The sequence below is a fragment of the Fimbriimonas ginsengisoli Gsoil 348 genome (assembly GCF_000724625.1).
GTDB lineage: Bacteria > Armatimonadota > Fimbriimonadia > Fimbriimonadales > Fimbriimonadaceae > Fimbriimonas > Fimbriimonas ginsengisoli.
Genome location: NZ_CP007139.1, coordinates 1,836,713 through 1,856,262 on the forward strand (window position 1 = coordinate 1,836,713; position 19,550 = coordinate 1,856,262).

Genomic DNA, 19,550 nt, shown 5'->3' on the forward strand with positions numbered 1-19,550 from the left:
AGGCGATAAACTGTACGGTGCCCCGCTTCCGCGTCTGTAAAACGTTCACCGTCGAGTCCGGCCATATGCTGAGCAAGCATCCGGACCGATGCCGTTTTCCCCACGGCCATACCCGTAAGGTGGAGGTGATCGTGTCTTCGGAGCGACTCGACGAGAACGACATGGTCATCGACTTCAAGGCGCTGAAGCTCGCCGTGGCCGATTACATCGAAAGGTACGACCACGCGATGGCGATCAATTCGGAGGATCCGCTGCTACCTGAAATCTTGCGCGTCCATCCGACGAGCGCGATCGTTTTCGAGGGGGTGGACCCGACAACGGAGGTGATCGCAAAGGACTTGTACGATCACGTCGCGTGCATTTTGCGAGACGGGTTCGCCGGTTCTTCCTCGACTGGCATCCCCTACACTATCCATGCGAACGCCGTCTCTCTTGAGAGGGTCCGCGTGTGGGAGACTCCGAGCAGTTGGGCCGAGTACGGCGACTGAGCGTTCGGATAAAGTGGCGGTTAGATGGACGCCGTTATCACTCTCCTCCCCGACGAGCCGTACGGGCACGTATCGCCCCGGCTTTATGGCCACTTCGCGGAGCACCTTGGAAGGTGCTGTTACGACGGGCTTTGGGTGGGGCGCGATAACGTCGAAGTCGAGCACGTCGACGGGTTTCGCAAAGACGTCGTCGAGGCGCTCCGCGCGATGCCGACTCCACTCCTCCGGTGGCCGGGTGGATGCTACGCCGACCACTACCATTGGCGCGACGGAATCGGGCCGGAGCGCGCGGTGCGGCTCGGCCTCTCTTGCGGGCGGCAGGTGCTCGACGACAACACGCTGGGCACTCACGAGTTCCTTCACTTTTGCCAGTTGATCGGCGCCGAGCCGTACCTCGCGGGGAACATGGGCTCGGGATCGGTGCAGGAGCTGTGCGATTGGGTCGAGTACTGCAACACCAAGCTACCCACGACCCTTGGCAAGGAGCGAGCTGCCAACGGTCACACAAGGCCGTTCGACGTGAAGCTTTGGGGGGTCGGAAACGAGAACTGGGGATGCGGGGGTAATTACGACCCGGAGAGCTATGCCCTGGAATACCGCCGCTACTCGATGATGATGCAGCACGTCGACCCCTCGATCGAAATGGTGGTCTGCGGCCACGACCGGACTTGGAACCAGCGCTGCCTCGAGAAACTACGCGGTTATACCGGCTTCGTCGACCACTATTCGATCCACCGGTATTGGATCGAAGGAGGCCACGGAACCGAGTTCTCGGAGACCGACTACTACGCGCTTCTCGCCGAAGCCGAACGGACGGAAGAGTTCATCGTCGAGACCCGGGCGATGATCGAAGACGTCAGCCCCAAGAAGCGAATCGGCATCGCCCTCGACGAGTGGGGCGTATGGCACCCTGAAGCCCGAACCTGGGGTCCGGGACCGGTCGCCGAAGAAATCGGCGACTACTCCCAGGCCGGTACGATGCGAGACGCCTTGGCGACCGCCGTCGGCTTTGAGGTGTTCCACCGTCAATGTGCCTCACTTTCGATGGCGAATCTTGCCCAGATCGTGAACGTACTCCACGCGCCGATCATGACGGAAGGGACCGCATTCTGGGTCACGCCGACGTACCACCTGCTGCGGATGCACCGCCCTCACATCGGCGCCCAGGCATATCGTTGCGAGGTGGAGACCACGATCTCCACTCCCCAGGGCGCCGCGATCTCCGCGACCGCAACCAGCGGCGGAGTAACCGTCACCAACCGGCACCTAACCCAAGCCGCCGTGGTGCAAGTGCCCGGCTCCTACTCCGAAGCCTGGCTACTGTCCGCCGAACCATCGGCCCAAAACTCCGCCGCCCACCCAGACAACGTATCGCCGACTCCCCTAAAGCTGTCCGTCGAAGGAACGTTCGAGCTACCCCCTCACAGTGTGGCTACGTTGGTGAGATGAGTGGCCTCCTATGAAGACCGTGGTGACAGGTCACCGCAGTCTACAAGGTCTCACTTTTTGGCGATCGTGCGACACATGCGGATGCAGGGGAGAACCGTCCCGTCGGGAAGCTTGGCCGGTACCGGCTCGACCTCTTCGAAACCGAGGCGGGCGTAGAACGGGACGCCGGGGAGGGTTGCCACAAGTTCGAGCGACATGAAGCCCGCAGCGAGAGCCGACCGCTTGCATTCGAGGTACAGCACCGTGCCAAGGCCCTGACGGGCATGGCCCGGGTCGATGAAGAACGCTCGGATTCGGGCGGCGTCGACGCGGGGATCCAGTCGCTCGTCCGATAGTCCCTCCTGTTCCGAGCTGCCGGTGAAGAGCTTGCGCCTCGCGCTCCATCCGCCGCAGGCGACGATCTCGCCGGTGGCTTCGATCACGTAGAACGTTCCATCCGCGATCACATCCGGATCGGGTACGGCAATAAACCGCTCCGCCGCTTCGGCCTCGATCGGCGAATAGAAACCATCGGAGAGCCTCCGAATGCTCCTCCGCATGAGCGCTTGGAGCGGCTCAATGTCCGAGAGCGTAGCTGGGCGAAGTAGCGTGGAGTACTCCATAAAACGACGACACCCGGAGCATTTCCGCTCCGAGCGCCGCCTCTCGCCTCAAGCCGTTTGGGAGAGTTTGCGCCGGGCGTACCCCGCGCTTCTCTCCACCCAAAGGATAAATGAATCCCGATCGTCGAGGATGGATTTGGGCATCCTGACGTACTCCCTCATCGGCTCCGCGTCTTTGTCGGGCTTCATCGGTCCCGCCCCCGGCAATGTGAGCGCCTGCTCATAGTCCTCAGGAGCCAGTTTGAGTCCGATGTCTTCCCCCACAAGGAAGGCAAACATCTTCTCGCCCGTATAGACCCCCATCCCGCCAAACATCCGACGTGCCCGTACGTCGTAGGCCTCTGCGGCCCTCATCATCTGCTCGTACCGAAGTGGACGATAGACCATAGGATTGCTGCCCCACTCCCCCCATTTCGACCTCGGCTCCGAGATCGACGCCGCCCAAGGTGCGGCACAAAACAGTTTACTACACCTCACCAAATCCAGGGGTACCAGGTTCGCTCTAGGCACGTTAAGGCGTTAAGAAGGTGTTGAGGCGTGAGGAAAGGGTAAAGCACCCTGGCCAACACCGCAACACCGCAACACCGCAACACCGCAACACCGCAACACCGCAACACCGCAACACCGCAACGCCCAACGCCCAACGCCCAGAAAGGTATCGTCTCCTCATGGATTCCAAGCGCTTGGTGGTCATCGATGGCTACTCGCTGCTCTACCGCGCGTTCTTTGCGACGAGGTATCTCAGCACCAGTGACGGGCGGCCGACCAATGCGCTTCATGGGTTCACGTCGATGCTCTTTCTTCTCCTGGAGAAGGTGAAGCCCCACGCCATCGTGGTCGCCCTCGACGCACCCGGCAAAACGTTCCGGCACGCCGAATACGAGGCGTACAAAGGGACGCGCCGCGAAACGGCCGACGAGCTCAAGGTCCAGCTCGTTGGGGCTCGCGATTTCATCGCATCGCTTGGGATCCCCAGCGTCGAGATGACCGGATACGAGGCGGACGACGTCGTCGGCACCATCTCCTACCTCGCGGAGACCAACGGCTACGACACAACGATCGTGACGGGCGATCTGGACGCGCTCCAACTCGTCGATAAATGCGTCTCCGTACTCACGATGAAGATGGGCGTCACCGACACCGTCACCTACGGCCCCGCGGAGGTGGTGGAGCGGTACGGTTTCGGCCCGGAGTTCGTCCCGGACTTCAAGGCGCTGAAAGGAGATACCAGCGACAACATTCCCGGCGTCCCCGGCATCGGCGACAAGGGCGCGGCCGAGCTCATCCAAGGGTTCGGAACAATCGAAGAGATGATCCGGCGCTTCGACGAGCTTCCCGCCAAATACCAGAAGAAGATCGAAGGGAACCAGGAGCAGATGCTCTTGAGTAAGCGCCTCGCCACCATCGTGCGAGACGTGCCGCTCAAGTACGACTTCAAGCCCTTCGTTTTGACCGAGGCGCAGATGACGGCCGCGGTGGCGATGTTGGAGAGCTTCGAGTTTCGACAGCACGTCCGCCGAGCCCCCATCGTTTTGGGGCAGTACCTCGACGGCAACTCCCCGGCCTCCCAAGACGGGGTCGGCGGACCGGCGGCCGAAATCGAGGACGAGGCGATCGAGGTGCGCAATTGCGAAGCCGCAAGCTACGGCGACCTCGTCAAGTTCGTGGACGACCGGATCTACGCCGTCTACTTCGCCCAACCGCTCACCGCGCGCCGTGACCTGTTCGGCGAAAGCGAGCGAAAGGCGTACGTCGCGGTCGGCGCCGATGTCTGCGAGACGAGCGAGGCGGACGCCCTGAAGCTCATTGGAGATATTCCCGGACTGGCCGTCCTTCACGACGCCAAGGCGGCCTACCGCCAATTCCCCGGCTACCGCCCCGCTCCCCGGTTCGATACGTTACTGGCCGCCTACGTGCTTCGATCCGAGCGAAGCAGCTACCCGCTTCGGGACCTGGTTCAAGGCCAGCTCGATACCGCGCCACCGAACACGCCGCAAGAGATGGCGGCGGCGCTATATCTGCTTGAGAAGCCTCTGGCCGAGCGCCTTATCAAAGAAGACCAGGATCGGGTGTATCGCGAGGTCGAGCTCCCGCTGATCCCCGTGCTCGCGGAAATGGAGAACTTAGGCGTCTGTACCCGACGCGATCAGCTTCGGGAATTTAGTAAAGAGCTCGAGATCGCGATCGAGCGGATCACGCAGCACATCTACGAGCTCGCTGGCGAGCGATTCACGATCGGGTCTCCGAAGCAGCTCGGCGAGGTCCTCTTCGATAAGCTGAAGCTGCCCGGCGCGACCAAAACGAAGACCGGCTATGCGACCGGAGTCGAAATCCTCGGCGAAATGGCGGGGACCCACGAGATCGCGGCCGAAGTGCTCTCTTGGCGGGAGCTGACGAAGCTGAAGAGTACGTATGCCGACTCGCTCGAGAAGCTGGTTCAGGCGGACGGACGGATCCACACCACGTACAGCCAGACCGTCGCCGCCACCGGCCGGCTTTCGTCCAACGATCCGAACCTCCAGAACATCCCGATCCGAACCGAGCTTGGCCGCGGCATCCGCAAGGCGTTCGTCGCCGACAAAGGATATTGCATGGCCTCGCTCGACTACTCGCAGATCGAGCTTCGCATCCTCGCCCACATGTGCGGCGAGGCCGCCCTCGTCGATGCGTTCCGAGAGCGGGTGGACGTTCACACCGTGACCGCGCAGGAGATGTTCGGCCTTGGAGAGGGAAAGGCGACGAAGGAACAGCGGCGGCTGGCCAAGATGCTGAACTACGCGGTGCTTTACGGCGTGAGCGAATTCGGCCTGGCGCAGCAGCTCGGCGGCGGATTTTCCGTAGCGGAGGCGCGAGAGCTGATCAAGCAGTACAACGAGCGGTTCCCCAGCGTGCGAGAATTCACCAAGAGCATCGTGGCGGAAGCGAAGAGCAAAGGGTTTACGACCACTCTCTATGGGCGGCGCCGCTACCATCCGGACATCCATGCGCCGAAGATGAACGAGCGCAAGGCGGCCGAACGGCAAGCGATGAACGCCCCGATCCAGGGAACCGCCGCCGATATGCTGAAGATCGCGATGCTCCGCTGCCGCGATATCTTGGACGGCGGACCGACCCGGATGCTGCTGAACGTCCACGACGAACTCGTCTTCGAGATTCGCGAAGGAGACGAGGCGGTGATTCCGAAGCTGCGGACGGCGATGGAGATGGCCCTTCCGCTAACCGTCCCGATCGAAGTCGACGCCAAAATCGGCCCCGATTGGAACGACATGACCCCGGTATAGGTTCGGCCTCCGTGCCGAACCTAATGTATCATCGACGCATGATTTCTAGACGTGCGACGCTCCTCGCCTTACCGTTCCTTATCCTCGCCGTTGGCTGCGCCAAGAAGGCGACCGTAGTCGGCAAGTGGAAGGTCGATCCCCAACTCGTCAGTTCGCCTCCCGCCGGGGTGAAGCCAGATTTTATGACCGGCTTCGCCTCGACGTTCACGTACGAATTCAAAGACGACAAGACATTTAAGGGTTCGATGTCGGAGGGGACCTATACGGTCGATGGGACTAACGTGGCGATTACCACCACGAAGCTCGCGGGTCAAGATCTTCCGGCGCAGGCGCGCGCTAAACCACAGATGACCGGCCAGCTCAGCGAGGATGGCAACACCCTGACCTTGAACCTCCCCAAGAGCGGAATTCTGCCAGCCTCGTTATCTTCGGTGAAGATGGTTCGAGACAAGAGCTAAACGGCTTCGCAGGCTTCGGCGAGATACTTTATCGCCGCGTCGCAGTGCCAACGGACGTGCTCCAACTCGGTAGACAGGGCTTGGAGCGCCGCGGCGAGATCCCCTGCCTGAACCGAAACCACGGCCGGCGTCAGCTCATCCCGGATCCGGTCCGCCGCTTGCAGCAGGTCATGGATGTCGACGGCGATCCCATCGACCACCGCCGACTGGTACCCGGCTTTGACGATCCGATCCTGAGCATCCTCCCCCAACTGCCAATACTCCGGCACCATCGGGTCGTTCCGGTCGATATTGGGATCTGGCAGTGGGTCGGACATAAACGGGTTTTACGGTTACTGAGGATCGTCCTCGGCTAGCTTTCGGGTTTGCTCGTCTTGGATGAGGGCGTCGATCATTCCCTGGATGTCTCCGTCTAGGAAGGCGGAGAGGTTGTGGATGGTGACCTTGATCCGGTGGTCGGTGACTCGGCTTTCCGGGAAGTTGTAGGTGCGGATCTTTTCGCTACGGTCGCCGCTGCCGATTTGCCCCTTTCGAATGCCCGACCGCTCTGCGTCGGCTTCGTCTTGTTTCATCTGGAGCAGCTTCGCGCGGAGCACGTCCATCGCCTTGATCTTGTTCTGAGCCTGGCTTCGCTCGTCCTGACAGGTGCTGACGAGGCCGGTCGGCTTGTGGATGATCCGGATGGCCGTCTCGTTCTTCTGCATGTGCTGGCCGCCGGCCGAGGAGGAGCAGAAGGTGGAGATTTCGAGCTCCTTCGGGTCGATGTGGAGGTCCACTTCTTCCGCCTCTGGGAGTACGGCGACAGTAACGGTGGAGGTATGAATTCGGCCTTGGCTCTCGGTGGCCGGCACTCGCTGCACCCGGTGGACGCCGCTTTCGAACTTGAGCTGAGAGTAGGCGCCCTGGGCGTCGATGTTGAAGACCACCCGGAGAAGGCCGCCGATGCCGCTCTCTTCATGCTCCACCAGCTCGGTTTTCCAGCGCTTGCGCTCGCAGTAGCGCATGTACATTCGAAGCAACTCGGAGGCGAAAAGTCCCGCTTCGTCGCCGCCGGCGGCGGGACGGATCTCCACGATGACCGGCTTATCGTCCAGCGGATCCTTGGGGACGAGCATCCGCTTCAGGTTCTGCTCGTACTCGGCGATCCGAGTGCGGAGTGGCTCGATCTCGGCCTGCGCCATCTCCCGCATCTCCGGGTCGTCCAGCATCTCCTGGGCCTCTTCGAGCTCGCCCACGGCTTTGCGGTACTCGCGAGAGGTGGTCACGATCGGCTCCAACTCCGAACGCAGCTTTCCTAGGCGCTGGAGTTCTTTTGGGTTCACGACGACGGCGGGATTGTTAAAGTCCGCCTCGATCGAATCGAACCGGCGTTCTACTTCGTGGAGCTTATCGAGCATAGGGGTTTATGGAAAGAGTGTACCGTTCGGCGTCTTGGCCACCTTCGGCGAAGCCGCCCTATCTATTTCTACGCCGGTTCACGCGGTACGCTAACGGCCTCAGGAGTTGCCGTTGAAGACCGCAAAGGAGCCGAACCGAACCCTGGAGCATATCCCCGGCGCTTGCGGCGCCGATGAAGCAGGGCGAGGGCCGCTGGCGGGACCGGTGGTGGCGGCGGCGGTAATCCTTCCCGAGGGGTTCGATATCGCCGGGCTCGACGACTCGAAGAAGCTCGATCCGCCGACTAGGGAGCGACTCGCGGAACGGATTTTGCTGGGTGCAATCTTTGCGATCGAAGTTTCCGAACCGGACGAGATCGATCGGCTCAACATCCTCCACGCGAGCGAAGCCGCCATGTCGCGCGCGATCGCGCGGCTTCCCGCGACGATGGTGTATGTGGACGGCCATCGGCTCCCCCCCGGCCTGACTTGCCCCGCCGAAGCGGTTATAAAAGGGGATGGGCGGTTCGCTTGCATCGCGGCGGCAAGCATCTTGGCCAAGACCACCCGAGACCGCCTCATGACCGAGATGGCGGCCCGGTATCCCGGATACGGTTTCGAGCGGCACTTCGGCTACCCGACGCCCGAGCACTTCGAGGCGCTCCGGAATTTGGGGCCGTGCGCCATTCACCGCCGCTCGTTCGCTCCGGTGCGCGAGGCCGACCAACGATGCCTAATCTTCGAAGCGTAGGGCGTCTGGCGGAAGACCGGGCCGCCGATTTCCTTATCCAAGAAGGGTTCACGATCGTCACCCGCCGCTACAAGGCGCGGCACGGCGAGCTTGATTTGATCGCCCTGGAGGGTGACCTGCTGGTCTTCGTGGAAGTGAAAGAGAGGCGCAAGGCCGGGTACGTCCCTGAGGAATCGATAGGCGACGCAAAGCGCCGGTCGCTCTTCTTGGCCGGGCAACAGTACCTCGCGGACGTCGAGGAACCCGAGCGCGAGGTCCGCTTCGATCTCATCACCATCGACGCCGACGGCCTCCGTCACTACCGGGACATTCTGTCGGAATAGAGCGCAGACGTGGCACGGGCGGCTCGCCCGTGGGTATCTCGGGCGGCCCGCCCGAGAAAAAAGCATTTGGTCCTAAACCATATTTAGGCGCAGGGTCAAGCCGTATACGGCCCGGATTGAGGAACCCGGATCGGGAGATCCAACTCAGCCGCGCGTCCTCTTGGGAATTCTTCCTCGGAGGTCACTCGCACGTGGCGGTTGTCGACCCACCAGATCTCTTGCTCGTCGTTCACGAGGACGACGTAGCCCGCTCCCGTGTCCGAATAGCTCTCGATCTTATGGACTTTGTACGTCTTCGAAGGATCGAATCCGCGCTCGGCTCCGCTCTCCTTTGAGACGTATTGCTTGCAAAATTTTTCAACGACGCGAACGTACATAAACCCTCTTTGCCGCGCTGTCGGCGGCTGATCTGTTTTGACCGGCCGGACCAGGGCGGGTTCCGGGTTGTGGGACGATCGGTTCGGGGGCCGGTCTGGAAGACCGGCGGTCCGGTGGTTGACGAACGGTAAACTCGCTACCTTCCATGGACTACCGCCGAACCTACGTCCGCGATCTCTTCGACATGCCGCCAGGGACGGCGACTTCGGCCTATGGTTGGGTCAAGACTCGCCGAGATAGCAAGGGGATCTCGTTCGTTCAGATCTCCGACGGATCTTGCTTCAAGGACTTCCAGGTTATCGTCAACGAAGGGGTTCTCTCTTCCGACGACCTGAAGCTGCTCACAACGGGAGCCTGCGTACGGTTCGACGGCAAGATCGTCGAGTCGCCCGCCGCCGGACAGGCGGTGGAGATGCAGGCGGAAGCAGTCGAGGTTTTCGGCGCGGCCGACCCGCAGACTTATCCGCTCCAAAAGAAAGGGGCGACGATGGAGTACCTGCGGGAGATCGCCCACTTGCGGGCTCGAGGTAACACGTTCGGCGCGGTTTTTCGGGTTCGAAACCGGGCGGCCTTCGCAATCCATAAGTTCTTCCAGACGCGCGGCTTCCACTACGTCCACACCCCGATCATCACCGCGAGCGACGCGGAAGGGGCAGGGGCGATGTTTCAGGTGACGACTGCCGTGGAGACCGTGGAGAAGGCGGTCGAAGGAGGGACGGAACACCAGGCCGCGTACCGCATTCGGAACGCGAATCCGAAGGAGGACTTTTTCGGAAAGCCATCTTATCTAACGGTCAGCGGGCAGCTAGAGGCGGAGACGCTGGCGATGGGAATGACGAACGTGTACACGTTCGGCCCTACGTTCCGGGCGGAGAACAGCAGCACCAGCCGCCATGCGGCCGAGTTCTGGATGGTGGAGCCGGAGATGGCGTTCTGCGATCTCGAAGGGGATATGAACCTCGCCGAGGAGTTCCTCAAGGAAGTGGTGGCGGACTTGCTGGACCAGTGCGGCGACGACCTCTCTTTCTTTAATCAGCGGATCGAGAAGGAGCTGTTGGAAACCTTGCAGCACGTCGTTTCATCACCTTTCGAGCGCTTAACCTATACGGAAGCGGTCAAGCTGTTGGAAACGAGCGGGGAAAGCTTCGAGTTTCCGGTCCACTGGGGCGCCGATCTCCAGAGCGAGCACGAGCGCTGGCTCACCGAGACCAAGGTCGGGCGGCCGGTGATCCTCACCGACTATCCGAAGGAGATCAAGGCGTTCTACATGCGGGCGAACGAGGACGGGAAGACGGTTCGCGCAATGGACGTTCTGGCCCCCCGGATCGGCGAAATCATGGGCGGATCGCAACGCGAGGAGCGGCTCGACGTGCTGGAAAGCCGCATTACCGAGATGGGCCTCCCGCTGGAGCCGTACTGGTGGTATCTGGACCTGCGAAGGTTCGGCACCGCACCCCACGCCGGCTTCGGCCTCGGATTCGAGAGGCTGCTGATGTACGTCACGGGGATGAAGAACATCCGGGACGTGATTCCTTACCACCGGACCCCCGGGCATGCGGAGTTCTAAGACTTAGCGAAACCGCAACGGCGATTCTAAGGTAACTGTACGTCGAAATGGAACGTCGTGCCGGGTGGCTGCCAGCGGTGACCGGCGCGTTCGCCGGGGTTGCCACCTGGCTTGTCTCGGAGCCGTTTACCCATACCGCCCGCGAGCACGGGACCCACATGGGGCTCCACTCGTTTTCGCTGGGCTCGTTTTACGGCTGGTTCGCCCACATGATGTTGGGCGCCTTGATCGCGGGTTCGCTCGCGCTGGTCATTTCTCTTCAACGGACCGGCTGGCGGCGAGCCCTGGCCGCGGGTGCGGTCGGGATGCTGGTGGGTGGGGCCCTGACCTGCGGGGCAGACGCCCTGAGCGACTGGATTGGGATCCAGATGGTGCGGGGGCGGAGCGGACTGCTGCCGAACCCGGGCGATCAACTGGCGCCGGTCATCTGGCATATCTCCGTCTCGCTCGCCTTGGCGTTCTCGGTGACGATCGCCGCCCAACCGACGGCGGCTCGATTTCGACGGGCGTTGGCGGCGGCGGTAGTAGCGGCGGTAGTGGGTTACATGATCCGCCAGGCGATCGCTCCCCTCGAAGCCGTTAACCAGGTTTCCCAGATCGATCTGTCTAACTTCGACCCGAAGAACCCGGACGCGATGATGGCTCAGATTTCCAAAGAGGCGATGGCCTCGGCTTGGCAGCCTTGGAGCATCATGCGCCTGGCCGAGTGGATGACGATGGGGATCGTGATGGGCTTGGCCCTTAGTCTCAGCGACATCTTCTTGAGAACCGCATCGTTGCGGCTGGACCTGGGACGGGGAGAGGGGCGAACTTATCCGCTGGATAACGGGCCGAACCGGATCGGAACCGCGGAGGGGTTGGAGGTTCGCCTTCCGTTCCAACATGGGACGGCTCCGATCCACGCGATTATCGATCCTCGGCAGGGGCACTGGGCGATCACGGACTTAACCGGTCAGGGACTTACGGTGAACGGCTATCCGGCTCGCGAAGCACTTTTGCGCGAAGGGGACGTGGTCGGAGTCGGACCTTACTTCTTGCGGCTGGTGCTTGGACGGGAAGGGCGGACGATGTCGTACGATCCGACCGAGCACGAGGTGGTCCTCATCGACAATCCTCAACCGATCGCCGAGGCGTCTCTCGACCACCGGCTGATCGACCCGTTCGGAAAAGTGATCCCCCTATCGCTGGGGAGCTGGGTGGTGGGAAGAGGCGAGGGGGCGCAGATCCGCCTGGACTACGACGGCCGGGTTAGCCGGCAACACGCTCTGCTGGAGGTGCTGCCGAACGGCGCGAGCTTGCAGGACCTCGGCGGCGCTAACGGTACCAGCGTGAACGGCGACCGGCTCACCCGATCGGTCTCGCTGAAGGACGGCGACCGGGTGACGGTTGGGGGGACAACCCTTCAGTATCGGAGCTGACCGTCAGGTCGAGATGTGCTGCTGCCAACCGGTCATGCCGACGCACGACAGAAGATTCATGATGGCGTCGGGATGCATCTTCCAGCCGAACAGCCCGGCGAGACCCATGAGGACGCCGAAGAACATCGGAACGACCGAAAGCCAAAAGAGCCACTTCTTCTGAGTCAGCGAGGTGATCGCCAGCAGGGTAATGGTGAGGGCGAGCAGGGCGTCGGATAGGTCGAACTGGTCGTCGTGGGTGTTGAGGCGGTTGTAATCGTCTTCGTAACCCTGGGCCTTTTTCCCGAACTCTTCCTTCTTCGCATCCTCTTCTTTCGCCTTGGCCAAGTGGCCGGCCGCGAGAGCGTCGGCCTTTGCTTTCGCCGGGCCGGTGAGGCTCATGCTTTGGATTTGAAGCTGCTCGGCCGTACCGATGAGAACCTTCGACTGCGTGTTCTTGGCCTGGTAATACCCCCAGGCGTCGATTTTGTCCGCCTGGTCTTTCTGCATCGCCTGAACGATGTTGTCGTCCTTCACCTTGCAGACGCCCATGAAGCTGGCAAGCAAAGCAATGGTCACCGCCACCATCGCATTCAGCCGACTCTTAGCCGCATCCGCCGCCTGCTCTTCGATCTCTGTCGGATTGATGTCCACCGAGTTACGTTAGCGCATTCCGCGGCCGGTTGGTTCCTTTGTCGGTCGCCTCGTTAAGGGACCAGCCGCCGGCGCGCCGAAAGAGCTCCGCCGCGCACGTTCTGGCCGCCCGTATCCTTTCAGTCCACAGCCAGAGAGGACGACCGCCCGAACCTCGTTTGGGAGCGCCCGTTCCGATCCCTGTACTACTCAGCGAGCTAAACCGCCATCGTCGAGTGAGGAAAATCCGAAACTTGGCGAGGTGCCACTGGCCCCTTTTCGGCGTCCTCTTTGCTGACGAGATCCTGGGTTCGATCGCGGAGTTTTGGAGGAGCTGATCGGCATGCCGACGAGCGAGTAAAGCGCGGCGGTGCGCGACCGGGCAACAGGGGCGCGGGAGCGGCAGCAAGCGCACTCGGGCAACCACCCGGTGAGCACCAAGATGTCGCCCTGCGATATTCGCGAATTCATCGTGCTCGACCAGGACAGTCAGAACTTCATGCGTTTGGTGGCGACTCGGACGAACCTTCTGCCCGAGCCTTCGTCGGATATTGAACGTCGGCCGCACCATCGCCGGGCTCGTGGGCGAAGAGTTCGTCCGTAAGAGCCAAATATCCGAAGCGGTTTTGTACCAGGACTGTGGCGATGCATTATCAACCGCCGGATGTCGCGCTTGGAGACAATGCAATTCGTTAAGGGGACTTTGTCTTGCGGCTAAGAACAAGTCTGCCAACGGAAGACACAAGAATTTGTGCAGAAATCCAAACTAATTCGAGATCGGCCGATGTTAGCGGTTGTTTTCTCTTCTTCGCCTTCATTGGATGGACATCGTTCCTAAATTCTTGGGCAAGCCGAAGTATCGGCCAATGCTCCTTGCGAAGGTCGAGAACTTTCTGGGCGGCTACTAACAGCATTTCCAGTGACCACTTCGAAACATGAAGAACAATTGCATTACCATGTTGGTCTTTGGTTTTTCCGAATCTCTCCCTTTCATCGTCGGACAACACTTCGTCAAAGGCAGAAGCCAACAAACCTTCAATGAAACTGACGAGGACGACCGTCCCAGCAAGCACTAGACCTGCCCGCTGACATTTGAAAGCCTCTTTCCATCTCGCTTGCAGCATATTACCGTCAGCCTCAAGAGCTAGGAACGACAGCCCTATTGTCGGAGTAATGAACTGCGGTAGTTCCGTGGTTTCAGATACGATCGAGGTGACGCAATCGAGGAGATACCGGGCAACTCTCCAGCGGAATGAGTTTCCAAGAACGCGATCTACAGAATCTGGGTGTATTTCGTCGGACCGTAAGAGAGCAGGGAATTCCTGTCCGTTGACATCGTAATCCCAATGAACAACGGGATCATATTCAATCGCACTAAAACTTTTTATGAGTAAGTCCCTTTCGGGATGACCAGCAAAGATCTGCAACAATCTGCCCTCCGCTATAGCCCGGAGGACTTCGTGTTGCACCTTACATTCTTCGTCAGAAAGTCCGAGTATCCAATCTCTGATATCAAGAAGGTCTTTAACGTTCTCGTTTTCTAACCACTGCTTCACTTAAAAACTACCTCGGCAACTGATAAGAGTCGGCATTTCCTCACATGACTCTGATGGGTCGTATCTAACTCGGCCAGCGAGAACGGAGGGGGTGTTAATCAAATTCTAACTGCAATTGTCGGGTCTTCGGATCCTCGCTGTAAATTACTGCCGCCCGACGCACGCTGATTCGAGCTATCTTCTCAATCATCTTCTGGCTTTGCAGACGATCATTTTTTGGTCCAAGCTTGAGGTTCAGCGTTTCAATTCCTTCGATGTAAGAAGTCGTTACAATCCCAAGATCGATCAGGAGCTTAACAGCTCCTCTGAGCCAGGTCTGGATTTTGCCTTCGGGCAATCTAGTGAAACGACGGCGCGCTACACCGACAATGGAATCGTACGCAAATGCATGAATACTCTCGGCTTCGCTAGCCAGATCATCTCTGTCAGCTTCAGCAAGCAACTCGTTTATTGCGGGAAGAAATAAATGACAGATCGTGTAATAAGGTGGCGGGGCATCGTTAATAAATGGACACTCGCCGGCTTGAACGAGCGCCTCTTTGTCGCACCGAGCAACAAAGCCCCTCTTTGGGCCAATAAGAAGGTTATTTAGGTTGTATTCGCTATCGGGTGAAGCAACATTCTCGCTTACAAAGAGGCCGTTCCAGCCACCTAGCTTTCGGCAAGTGAACTTGACCGTGGCGTTATTAACCTTGAACGCTTCTTGCTGCGAGTCAAAGACTACAATGCTTTTTGGACCAAGCTCAGGGGCGTTAGCGATAGATTCAGCCGCTTGCTCGTCGTCTCCGTGACCGATGAGAAGAACAACATCTCCAAGTTGGGTCTGTACGTCAGAATCCTTCGACCCACTCCCGATGGTTGCTGAGGCGATGACGGAGCCTCTAGAAGCCAGTGCTTTGTATCTAGAGAGCTGTTGCAATGACTTAGAAGGGTAATCGCTCCAACTCCGCTTGCGCTCAACTACGAGCCTATATCCATTAGTAAAATCAACGATGAAGTCAGGAGACAGACCGCCGCTGTCATAGAAACGGTTCCTCACCTCGATTCGCGTCGGCGCATCAGACAGCTGGAAGTGGTAGTTTAAGTGCGAATCAAAAGAAGAAATCACCAGTACATCGTCGTGGTAATCTGCGACTACTCGTTGGAGTCTTCTTTCCTCTCCTTCGCGCAGGCGCTCGAACTCCTCACGTGTCAGATACTGCTTCTGTTGTGTAACGCTCATTAGTTGCCCACAAGATAAGAGTCGAAGCTGATCTGTCTAAGTAGTGTCCTCATTCTGTAAAGAAAGGAGGGCCCGACCCTCGAGTTGAAAGTCGCAGCGATGGTACCTTCACCGAAAGGCTCGATCTGGCAATCAACCCCAGCGATAAAGTCGATAAGTTTGAATGCTTCGGACTGTCCGGGGTCCAACGGAAAGACGAGCACTCCAGGTAGCTGTGCGAATTTGTTCATGAGCGTACGAACAAGAGTTTCCGCAGGACCCGAGGCCGTTCGAAAAAGGAGAAATCGAGCTTGCTCCGATTGCGAGTCATCGAGGATCGGAACCGCCTCAGCGGATGCAAGTGATTCCTTAACGAGCAATCTATTGAGATCCATCGGAGACGCTTCTGCTAATCGCCACCGCTCGATCAGTAGCCTGCATTGGTCGTCGAGCCGCAGCCTGCATTCCTCTCCGTCTAGTGGATTAATTGCTCTGATCCGAACTCCCTCAAGCTTGGCCCCATTCAGCTTCAAGCTATCATCTAATTCGTTCAAGAGCATAGGCCCATGAGTGAGGGTTGTTCTTTTCTTCATTTGCACTGATGAGCGGTGCTGCATTACCTGGACGGGCAATCCGAACTGGTCCATGAAGCGAACGGTTACATCCAGAGCCGCACGAACAGGTAAGTATGGATGCTGTGCCAGAGGAAAAGAGACATTCTCAAGCACCCGAGCTCCGTGGTTGTATGTGTCTCGGTCCGCTCTGGAGATCAGCTCGACCTCACCATCGCCTGCTTGAACTAGCAAGAACGTGGACTCCACGTGCCTGCTCTCACGCGCTACCGTTCCCGGAATCTCCTTCAGGGTTTGAACGCGCCAGACTTCGGCGGACATCTTCTCTGATTGCAACCTAGTGTAGGCTCTCCCGCGTCTTTCAATCAACGTTTCCGGGTCCTGGCTCATTATGAGTGGAGCTATGCGAACCGGACTTGCGGGCAATGTCTCCGCTTCCCCCTGAAGCGTTAACAAAAGTTGTCTCCACGTCATATGTCTACCAGTATAACGCAGGCTCAGGGCGGGTGGCCACGAAGGCATAATCATGCAACTGCGACGAATATCCCGAGTTCGAGAGGGGTGTTTTGGTGGCGTTACGACAGCCGTCGGAGGACTAGGAGGTCACCATGGCTCGAGTGAGCAACACGGCTGAGTGAATCCTGGTTGCAACGATGAACCCTTGCCCACACGGCTTCAAGGGTTGCCGGAGGAGCGAAGCTTTGGCCAGTCGCGGTGCGAACGGTGCTCGGGCAAGATTTGCGGCCCTCCGCGGGACCGGATCGAAGGACCTTCAAGGCTGGACTGAGATTTCCATCGGACATTCCTCCTCTCGAGAGGCTTCCCGTATCAGGGCATAAGCGGTGCTCCCTGACGATCATCATCACTTAAGGGACCAGATGCAGTGATGATCGTCGGCATACGTTCTGCGACCGCCTTTCGGGATCGGGTTCGGATGGGGATGCAGGCTCGTTTAGGTTAACGCGGAGCGTTGTAGCCGCAGGTTGGTTCGTACCTGCGCGGGGGTGTTTCGTTTTCTGACGAAGCTTAGGACTCGTTGGGGCGTTGTCGCGCAGGTACGAGCCAACCTGCGGCTACACGGCTTCGCCGTAGGGGAGGCCGGTCTGGAGAGCGGCGGTCCTTCCGGACTCCCTCACCCCCAACCCCCTCTCCCTCGTCGGGCACGGACATCCCGAGGAGGGAGAGGGGGCTCCGGAAGCTTACTTATTGGGTTCGGAGGCCGCGGGGGACGAGGGCTTTTTCTAGGAGGTCGAACAGCAGCTGGACGACGACGGCGAGGACCGCCGCCGGAATTGCGCCTTGGAGGATGGTGCCGGAGTCGTTGAGGGCGAGGCCGCTTACGATCGGCTCGCCGAGGCCTCCGCTGCCGATGAGGGCGGCGAGGGTGGCGGTGCCGACGTTGATCACGGCGCTGGTCTTGATTCCGGCGAGGATCATCGGGAACGCCAAGGGGAGAAAGATTTTACGGAGCTGCGCCGACGGCTCCAGACCGAGGGCGGCGGCGGATTCGCGGATGGGAGGGGCGATCCCGGCGAGTCCGGCGGCGGTGTTGCGGACGATCGGCAGCAGCGAATAGAGGAAAAGCGCGATGACGGCGGTGGTGAAGGAGATCCCGAGGGTCGGGATCGCGACCAACAGGGCGAGCAGCGCGAGCGAGGGGATTGTCTGGATCACTCCCACGGTTCCGAGGATGAAGCCGCCGAGCGGGCCGGGGCGCGAAGCGACGATGCCGAGTGGGATGCCGACGAGGACGGCAATGAGGAGCGAGACGCCGACCAACAGGAGGTGCTGCCCGGTTAGGCGAGCGATCTTGGACGAGACGCTGCTAGATTCGGCAGGGACCGGCGCCGAGGCGCCCGGCTTGGCGAAGAAGGTGGCGGCGGCTTCGGCGTAGTCCTTGCTTCGGCCCGCTTCTTCGTTCAGGGCGATCATTTTCGGCTCGTCGATCTTGCCGGCGAGCGTTTGGAGTGCGGCGACGGCTTTGGCGGGCATCTCCAAGCGGTAAAGGAAGACGGCCCGGTAGAGCGGAAAGAAGTCGAGGTCGTCCTTCAAGACTTTGAGGTCGTACCGCTTGATCTCGGCGTCGGTGGTGTAGCAATCCTTGAGGTCGATTTGGCCGGCGTAGAGCGCGGCGTAGCCGAGGGCGTGGTCGATTCCTTTGACGTCGTCGAACTTCTCGCCGTACTTGGCCAGCAACGGCTTCCACCCGTCCTTTCGGCCGAGCAGCTCGTGGGTGATGCCGCACTTTAGCTCGGGATGGGTCTTCAGATCGCTGATCTTGTCGATCTTGAGGGCATCGGCGTCTTTGCGGCGCATGACGAGACCGTAGGTGTTGTTGAACCCGAGCTCGTCGGTCATGCCGATGCCGACTTTGGCCAGCTCCGATTTCATCTCCGGCACGGTCAGATGGGGTTTGCCTAGGAGTTCCTCGCCTACGGTTCCGGTGTATTCGGGGTATGTCTGGATCGAGCCACCTTTGAGGGCGTTCCAGACGATGGCGGTCGCGCCCATCCCTTGCTTGTGCTCCACTTGGAACCCGGCGTCGGTGAGAACCTTCTTGGCGATCTCGCCGAGGACGTACGACTCGGTGAATTTTTTCGAGCCGACGGTGATGGTTTGAGCGGGGGAGAGGGTGGCGGCGAGGAGGGTTAGGAAGGCTAGGCAAATCCGGAAGCCGGTCTGGAGACCGGCGGTCCGGACCGGACCGGACTCCCTCACCCCCAACCCCCTCTCCCTCCTCGGGCACATGCATCCCGAGGAGGGAGAGGGGGCTCCGGAGATGGGTTGCTTCATAGGGCTACCAGGGCGCGTTGGGCGTTTAGGAACTCGGTGACGAAGGGGGTGGCGGGGTGTTTTTGGAAGTCTTCTAGGGTTCCTTCTTGGACAATTTCTCCGTCGCGGAGGAGGACGATGCGGTCGGCGAGGTAGGCGGCTTCGCCCATGTCGTGGGTTACGAAGACGACGGTTTTCCTTAGCTCGCGGAAGATTTCTCTAAGATCGGTCTGGAGGCCGGAGCGGACCAATGGGTCGAGCGCACCGAGCGGCTCGTCGAGCAAGAGGGTTTGGGGATCGAGAGCGAGGGCGCGCATGAGGCCGACCCGTTGACGTTGGCCGCCGCTCAGCTCGAGGGGGTAGCGGTCCAAGCCGTCTTCGGGGAAGCGGACCAGGCGGGCGAGGGCGGGGATGTCGACGGGACGGGAGAGGTGCCGACCCATGAGGGTGATGTTCTCCCGGGCGGTGAGATGCGGGAAGAGGCCGCCATCTTGGATGACGTAACCGACCTTGCGACGGATTTCCTGAACGGTGGCCGGGGTGACGACCTGGTCGTCGATCGATACCTGACCCGATGAGGGGACGATCAGGCCGAGGATTAATCGGAGGAGGGTCGACTTTCCGCAGCCGCTCGGGCCGATGAGGGCGGTCACCTGGCCGGACGGGATCTCCAAGGAGGTCTCTTTCAGCGCCTCGGCGACGCCGTACCGTTTGCTCACGCCTTTTAGTGAAATCATCTCTTCCGG

The 19,550-nt window shown here is 60.2% G+C and carries 20 protein-coding genes; 9 read left to right on the top strand and 11 right to left on the bottom strand.

Annotation, left to right across the window (positions count from 1 at the left end):
* Positions 1–17 precede the first annotated feature (17 nt).
* Positions 18–488 (top strand): 6-pyruvoyl trahydropterin synthase family protein, encoded by a 471-nt coding sequence (locus OP10G_RS08400; protein ID WP_025226334.1) that lies wholly within the window; start codon positions 18–20, stop codon positions 486–488.
* A gap of 24 nt (positions 489–512) precedes the next feature.
* Positions 513–1,937, top strand: a complete 1,425-nt coding sequence (locus OP10G_RS08405) for an alpha-N-arabinofuranosidase (protein ID WP_025226333.1) — start codon at positions 513–515, stop codon at positions 1,935–1,937.
* Between the two features lie 50 nt (positions 1,938–1,987).
* On the opposite strand, the gene OP10G_RS08410 is transcribed toward OP10G_RS08405, so the two are convergent.
* Together OP10G_RS08410 and OP10G_RS08415 are read right to left on the bottom strand one after the other, a co-directional pair.
* Positions 1,988–2,539, bottom strand: coding sequence for a GNAT family N-acetyltransferase (locus OP10G_RS08410; RefSeq protein WP_025226332.1), 552 nt, complete (start codon positions 2,537–2,539; stop codon positions 1,988–1,990).
* Between the two features lie 48 nt (positions 2,540–2,587).
* Positions 2,588–2,926 (bottom strand): TfoX/Sxy family protein, encoded by a 339-nt coding sequence (locus OP10G_RS08415; RefSeq protein WP_025226331.1) that lies wholly within the window; start codon positions 2,924–2,926, stop codon positions 2,588–2,590.
* Between the two features lie 281 nt (positions 2,927–3,207).
* On the opposite strand from OP10G_RS08415, the gene polA reads away from it, so the two are divergent.
* Together polA and OP10G_RS08425 are read left to right on the top strand one after the other, a co-directional pair.
* Positions 3,208–5,820: a DNA polymerase I gene (polA, locus tag OP10G_RS08420; protein WP_025226330.1), complete on the top strand. Its 2,613-nt coding sequence runs from the start codon at positions 3,208–3,210 to the stop codon at positions 5,818–5,820.
* A 38-nt stretch (positions 5,821–5,858) separates the two neighbouring features.
* The gene (locus OP10G_RS08425) at positions 5,859–6,278 is read left to right on the top strand and encodes a hypothetical protein (protein ID WP_038472825.1); all 420 of its coding nucleotides are present in this window, start codon (positions 5,859–5,861) and stop codon (positions 6,276–6,278) included.
* Here OP10G_RS08425 and OP10G_RS08430 read toward each other — a convergent pair.
* Both OP10G_RS08430 and prfA read right to left on the bottom strand, forming a co-directional pair.
* Complete coding sequence (locus OP10G_RS08430) at positions 6,275–6,595, bottom strand: hypothetical protein (protein ID WP_025226328.1); 321 nt, start codon at positions 6,593–6,595, stop codon at positions 6,275–6,277. The genes OP10G_RS08425 and OP10G_RS08430 overlap by 4 nt on opposite strands.
* 15 nt (positions 6,596–6,610) lie before the next feature.
* A complete protein-coding gene (gene prfA / locus OP10G_RS08435) occupies positions 6,611–7,675 on the bottom strand; it encodes a peptide chain release factor 1 (protein ID WP_025226327.1) in 1,065 nt (354 codons plus the stop codon).
* 112 nt (positions 7,676–7,787) lie between these two features.
* On the opposite strand from prfA, the gene OP10G_RS08440 reads away from it, so the two are divergent.
* Together OP10G_RS08440 and OP10G_RS08445 are read left to right on the top strand one after the other, a co-directional pair.
* Positions 7,788–8,405 carry a ribonuclease HII gene (locus OP10G_RS08440; protein ID WP_227625090.1) on the top strand — a complete coding sequence of 206 codons (618 nt, stop codon included), beginning with the start codon at positions 7,788–7,790 and terminating at the stop codon, positions 8,403–8,405.
* Complete coding sequence (locus tag OP10G_RS08445) at positions 8,384–8,728, top strand: YraN family protein (RefSeq protein WP_025226325.1); 345 nt, start codon at positions 8,384–8,386, stop codon at positions 8,726–8,728. Before OP10G_RS08440 ends, OP10G_RS08445 begins: the two co-directional genes overlap by 22 nt.
* 95 nt (positions 8,729–8,823) lie before the next feature.
* Here the strand turns inward: OP10G_RS08445 and OP10G_RS08450 are convergent, their stop codons facing one another.
* Positions 8,824–9,105: a hypothetical protein gene (locus OP10G_RS08450; RefSeq protein WP_025226324.1), complete on the bottom strand. Its 282-nt coding sequence runs from the start codon at positions 9,103–9,105 to the stop codon at positions 8,824–8,826.
* Between the two features lie 146 nt (positions 9,106–9,251).
* On the opposite strand from OP10G_RS08450, the gene asnS reads away from it, so the two are divergent.
* Entirely contained in the window at positions 9,252–10,673 is a 1,422-nt protein-coding gene (gene asnS / locus OP10G_RS08455; protein ID WP_025226323.1) for an asparagine--tRNA ligase, read from the top strand.
* 47 nt (positions 10,674–10,720) lie between these two features.
* A complete protein-coding gene (locus tag OP10G_RS24295) occupies positions 10,721–12,091 on the top strand; it encodes an FHA domain-containing protein (RefSeq protein ID WP_052547627.1) in 1,371 nt (456 codons plus the stop codon).
* Between the two features lie 3 nt (positions 12,092–12,094).
* Here OP10G_RS24295 and OP10G_RS08465 read toward each other — a convergent pair whose 3' ends face one another.
* Positions 12,095–12,724 carry a DUF4337 domain-containing protein gene (locus tag OP10G_RS08465; protein ID WP_025226321.1) on the bottom strand — a complete coding sequence of 210 codons (630 nt, stop codon included), beginning with the start codon at positions 12,722–12,724 and terminating at the stop codon, positions 12,095–12,097.
* 349 nt (positions 12,725–13,073) lie between these two features.
* On the opposite strand from OP10G_RS08465, the gene OP10G_RS26205 reads away from it, so the two are divergent.
* Entirely contained in the window at positions 13,074–13,307 is a 234-nt protein-coding gene (locus OP10G_RS26205) for a hypothetical protein (protein ID WP_144241058.1), read from the top strand.
* Between the two features lie 88 nt (positions 13,308–13,395).
* Here OP10G_RS26205 and OP10G_RS08470 read toward each other — a convergent pair whose 3' ends face one another.
* The 5 genes from OP10G_RS08470 to OP10G_RS08490 all read right to left on the bottom strand — a co-directional run bounded on the left by OP10G_RS08470 (position 13,396) and on the right by OP10G_RS08490 (position 19,541).
* The gene (locus tag OP10G_RS08470; protein WP_025226320.1) at positions 13,396–14,259 is read right to left on the bottom strand and encodes a hypothetical protein; all 864 of its coding nucleotides are present in this window, start codon (positions 14,257–14,259) and stop codon (positions 13,396–13,398) included.
* Between the two features lie 94 nt (positions 14,260–14,353).
* On the bottom strand, positions 14,354–15,481 hold the full coding sequence (locus tag OP10G_RS08475) for a hypothetical protein (protein ID WP_025226319.1): 1,128 nt from the start codon (positions 15,479–15,481) through the stop codon (positions 14,354–14,356).
* Complete coding sequence (locus OP10G_RS08480) at positions 15,481–16,506, bottom strand: hypothetical protein (RefSeq protein WP_025226318.1); 1,026 nt, start codon at positions 16,504–16,506, stop codon at positions 15,481–15,483. The genes OP10G_RS08475 and OP10G_RS08480 overlap by 1 nt, the downstream gene beginning before the upstream one ends.
* 729 nt (positions 16,507–17,235) lie before the next feature.
* The gene (locus tag OP10G_RS08485; RefSeq protein WP_025226317.1) at positions 17,236–18,750 is read right to left on the bottom strand and encodes a glycine betaine ABC transporter substrate-binding protein; all 1,515 of its coding nucleotides are present in this window, start codon (positions 18,748–18,750) and stop codon (positions 17,236–17,238) included.
* 71 nt (positions 18,751–18,821) lie between these two features.
* Complete coding sequence (locus tag OP10G_RS08490) at positions 18,822–19,541, bottom strand: ATP-binding cassette domain-containing protein (protein WP_038472833.1); 720 nt, start codon at positions 19,539–19,541, stop codon at positions 18,822–18,824.
* Between the last annotated feature and the right edge of the window lie 9 nt (positions 19,542–19,550).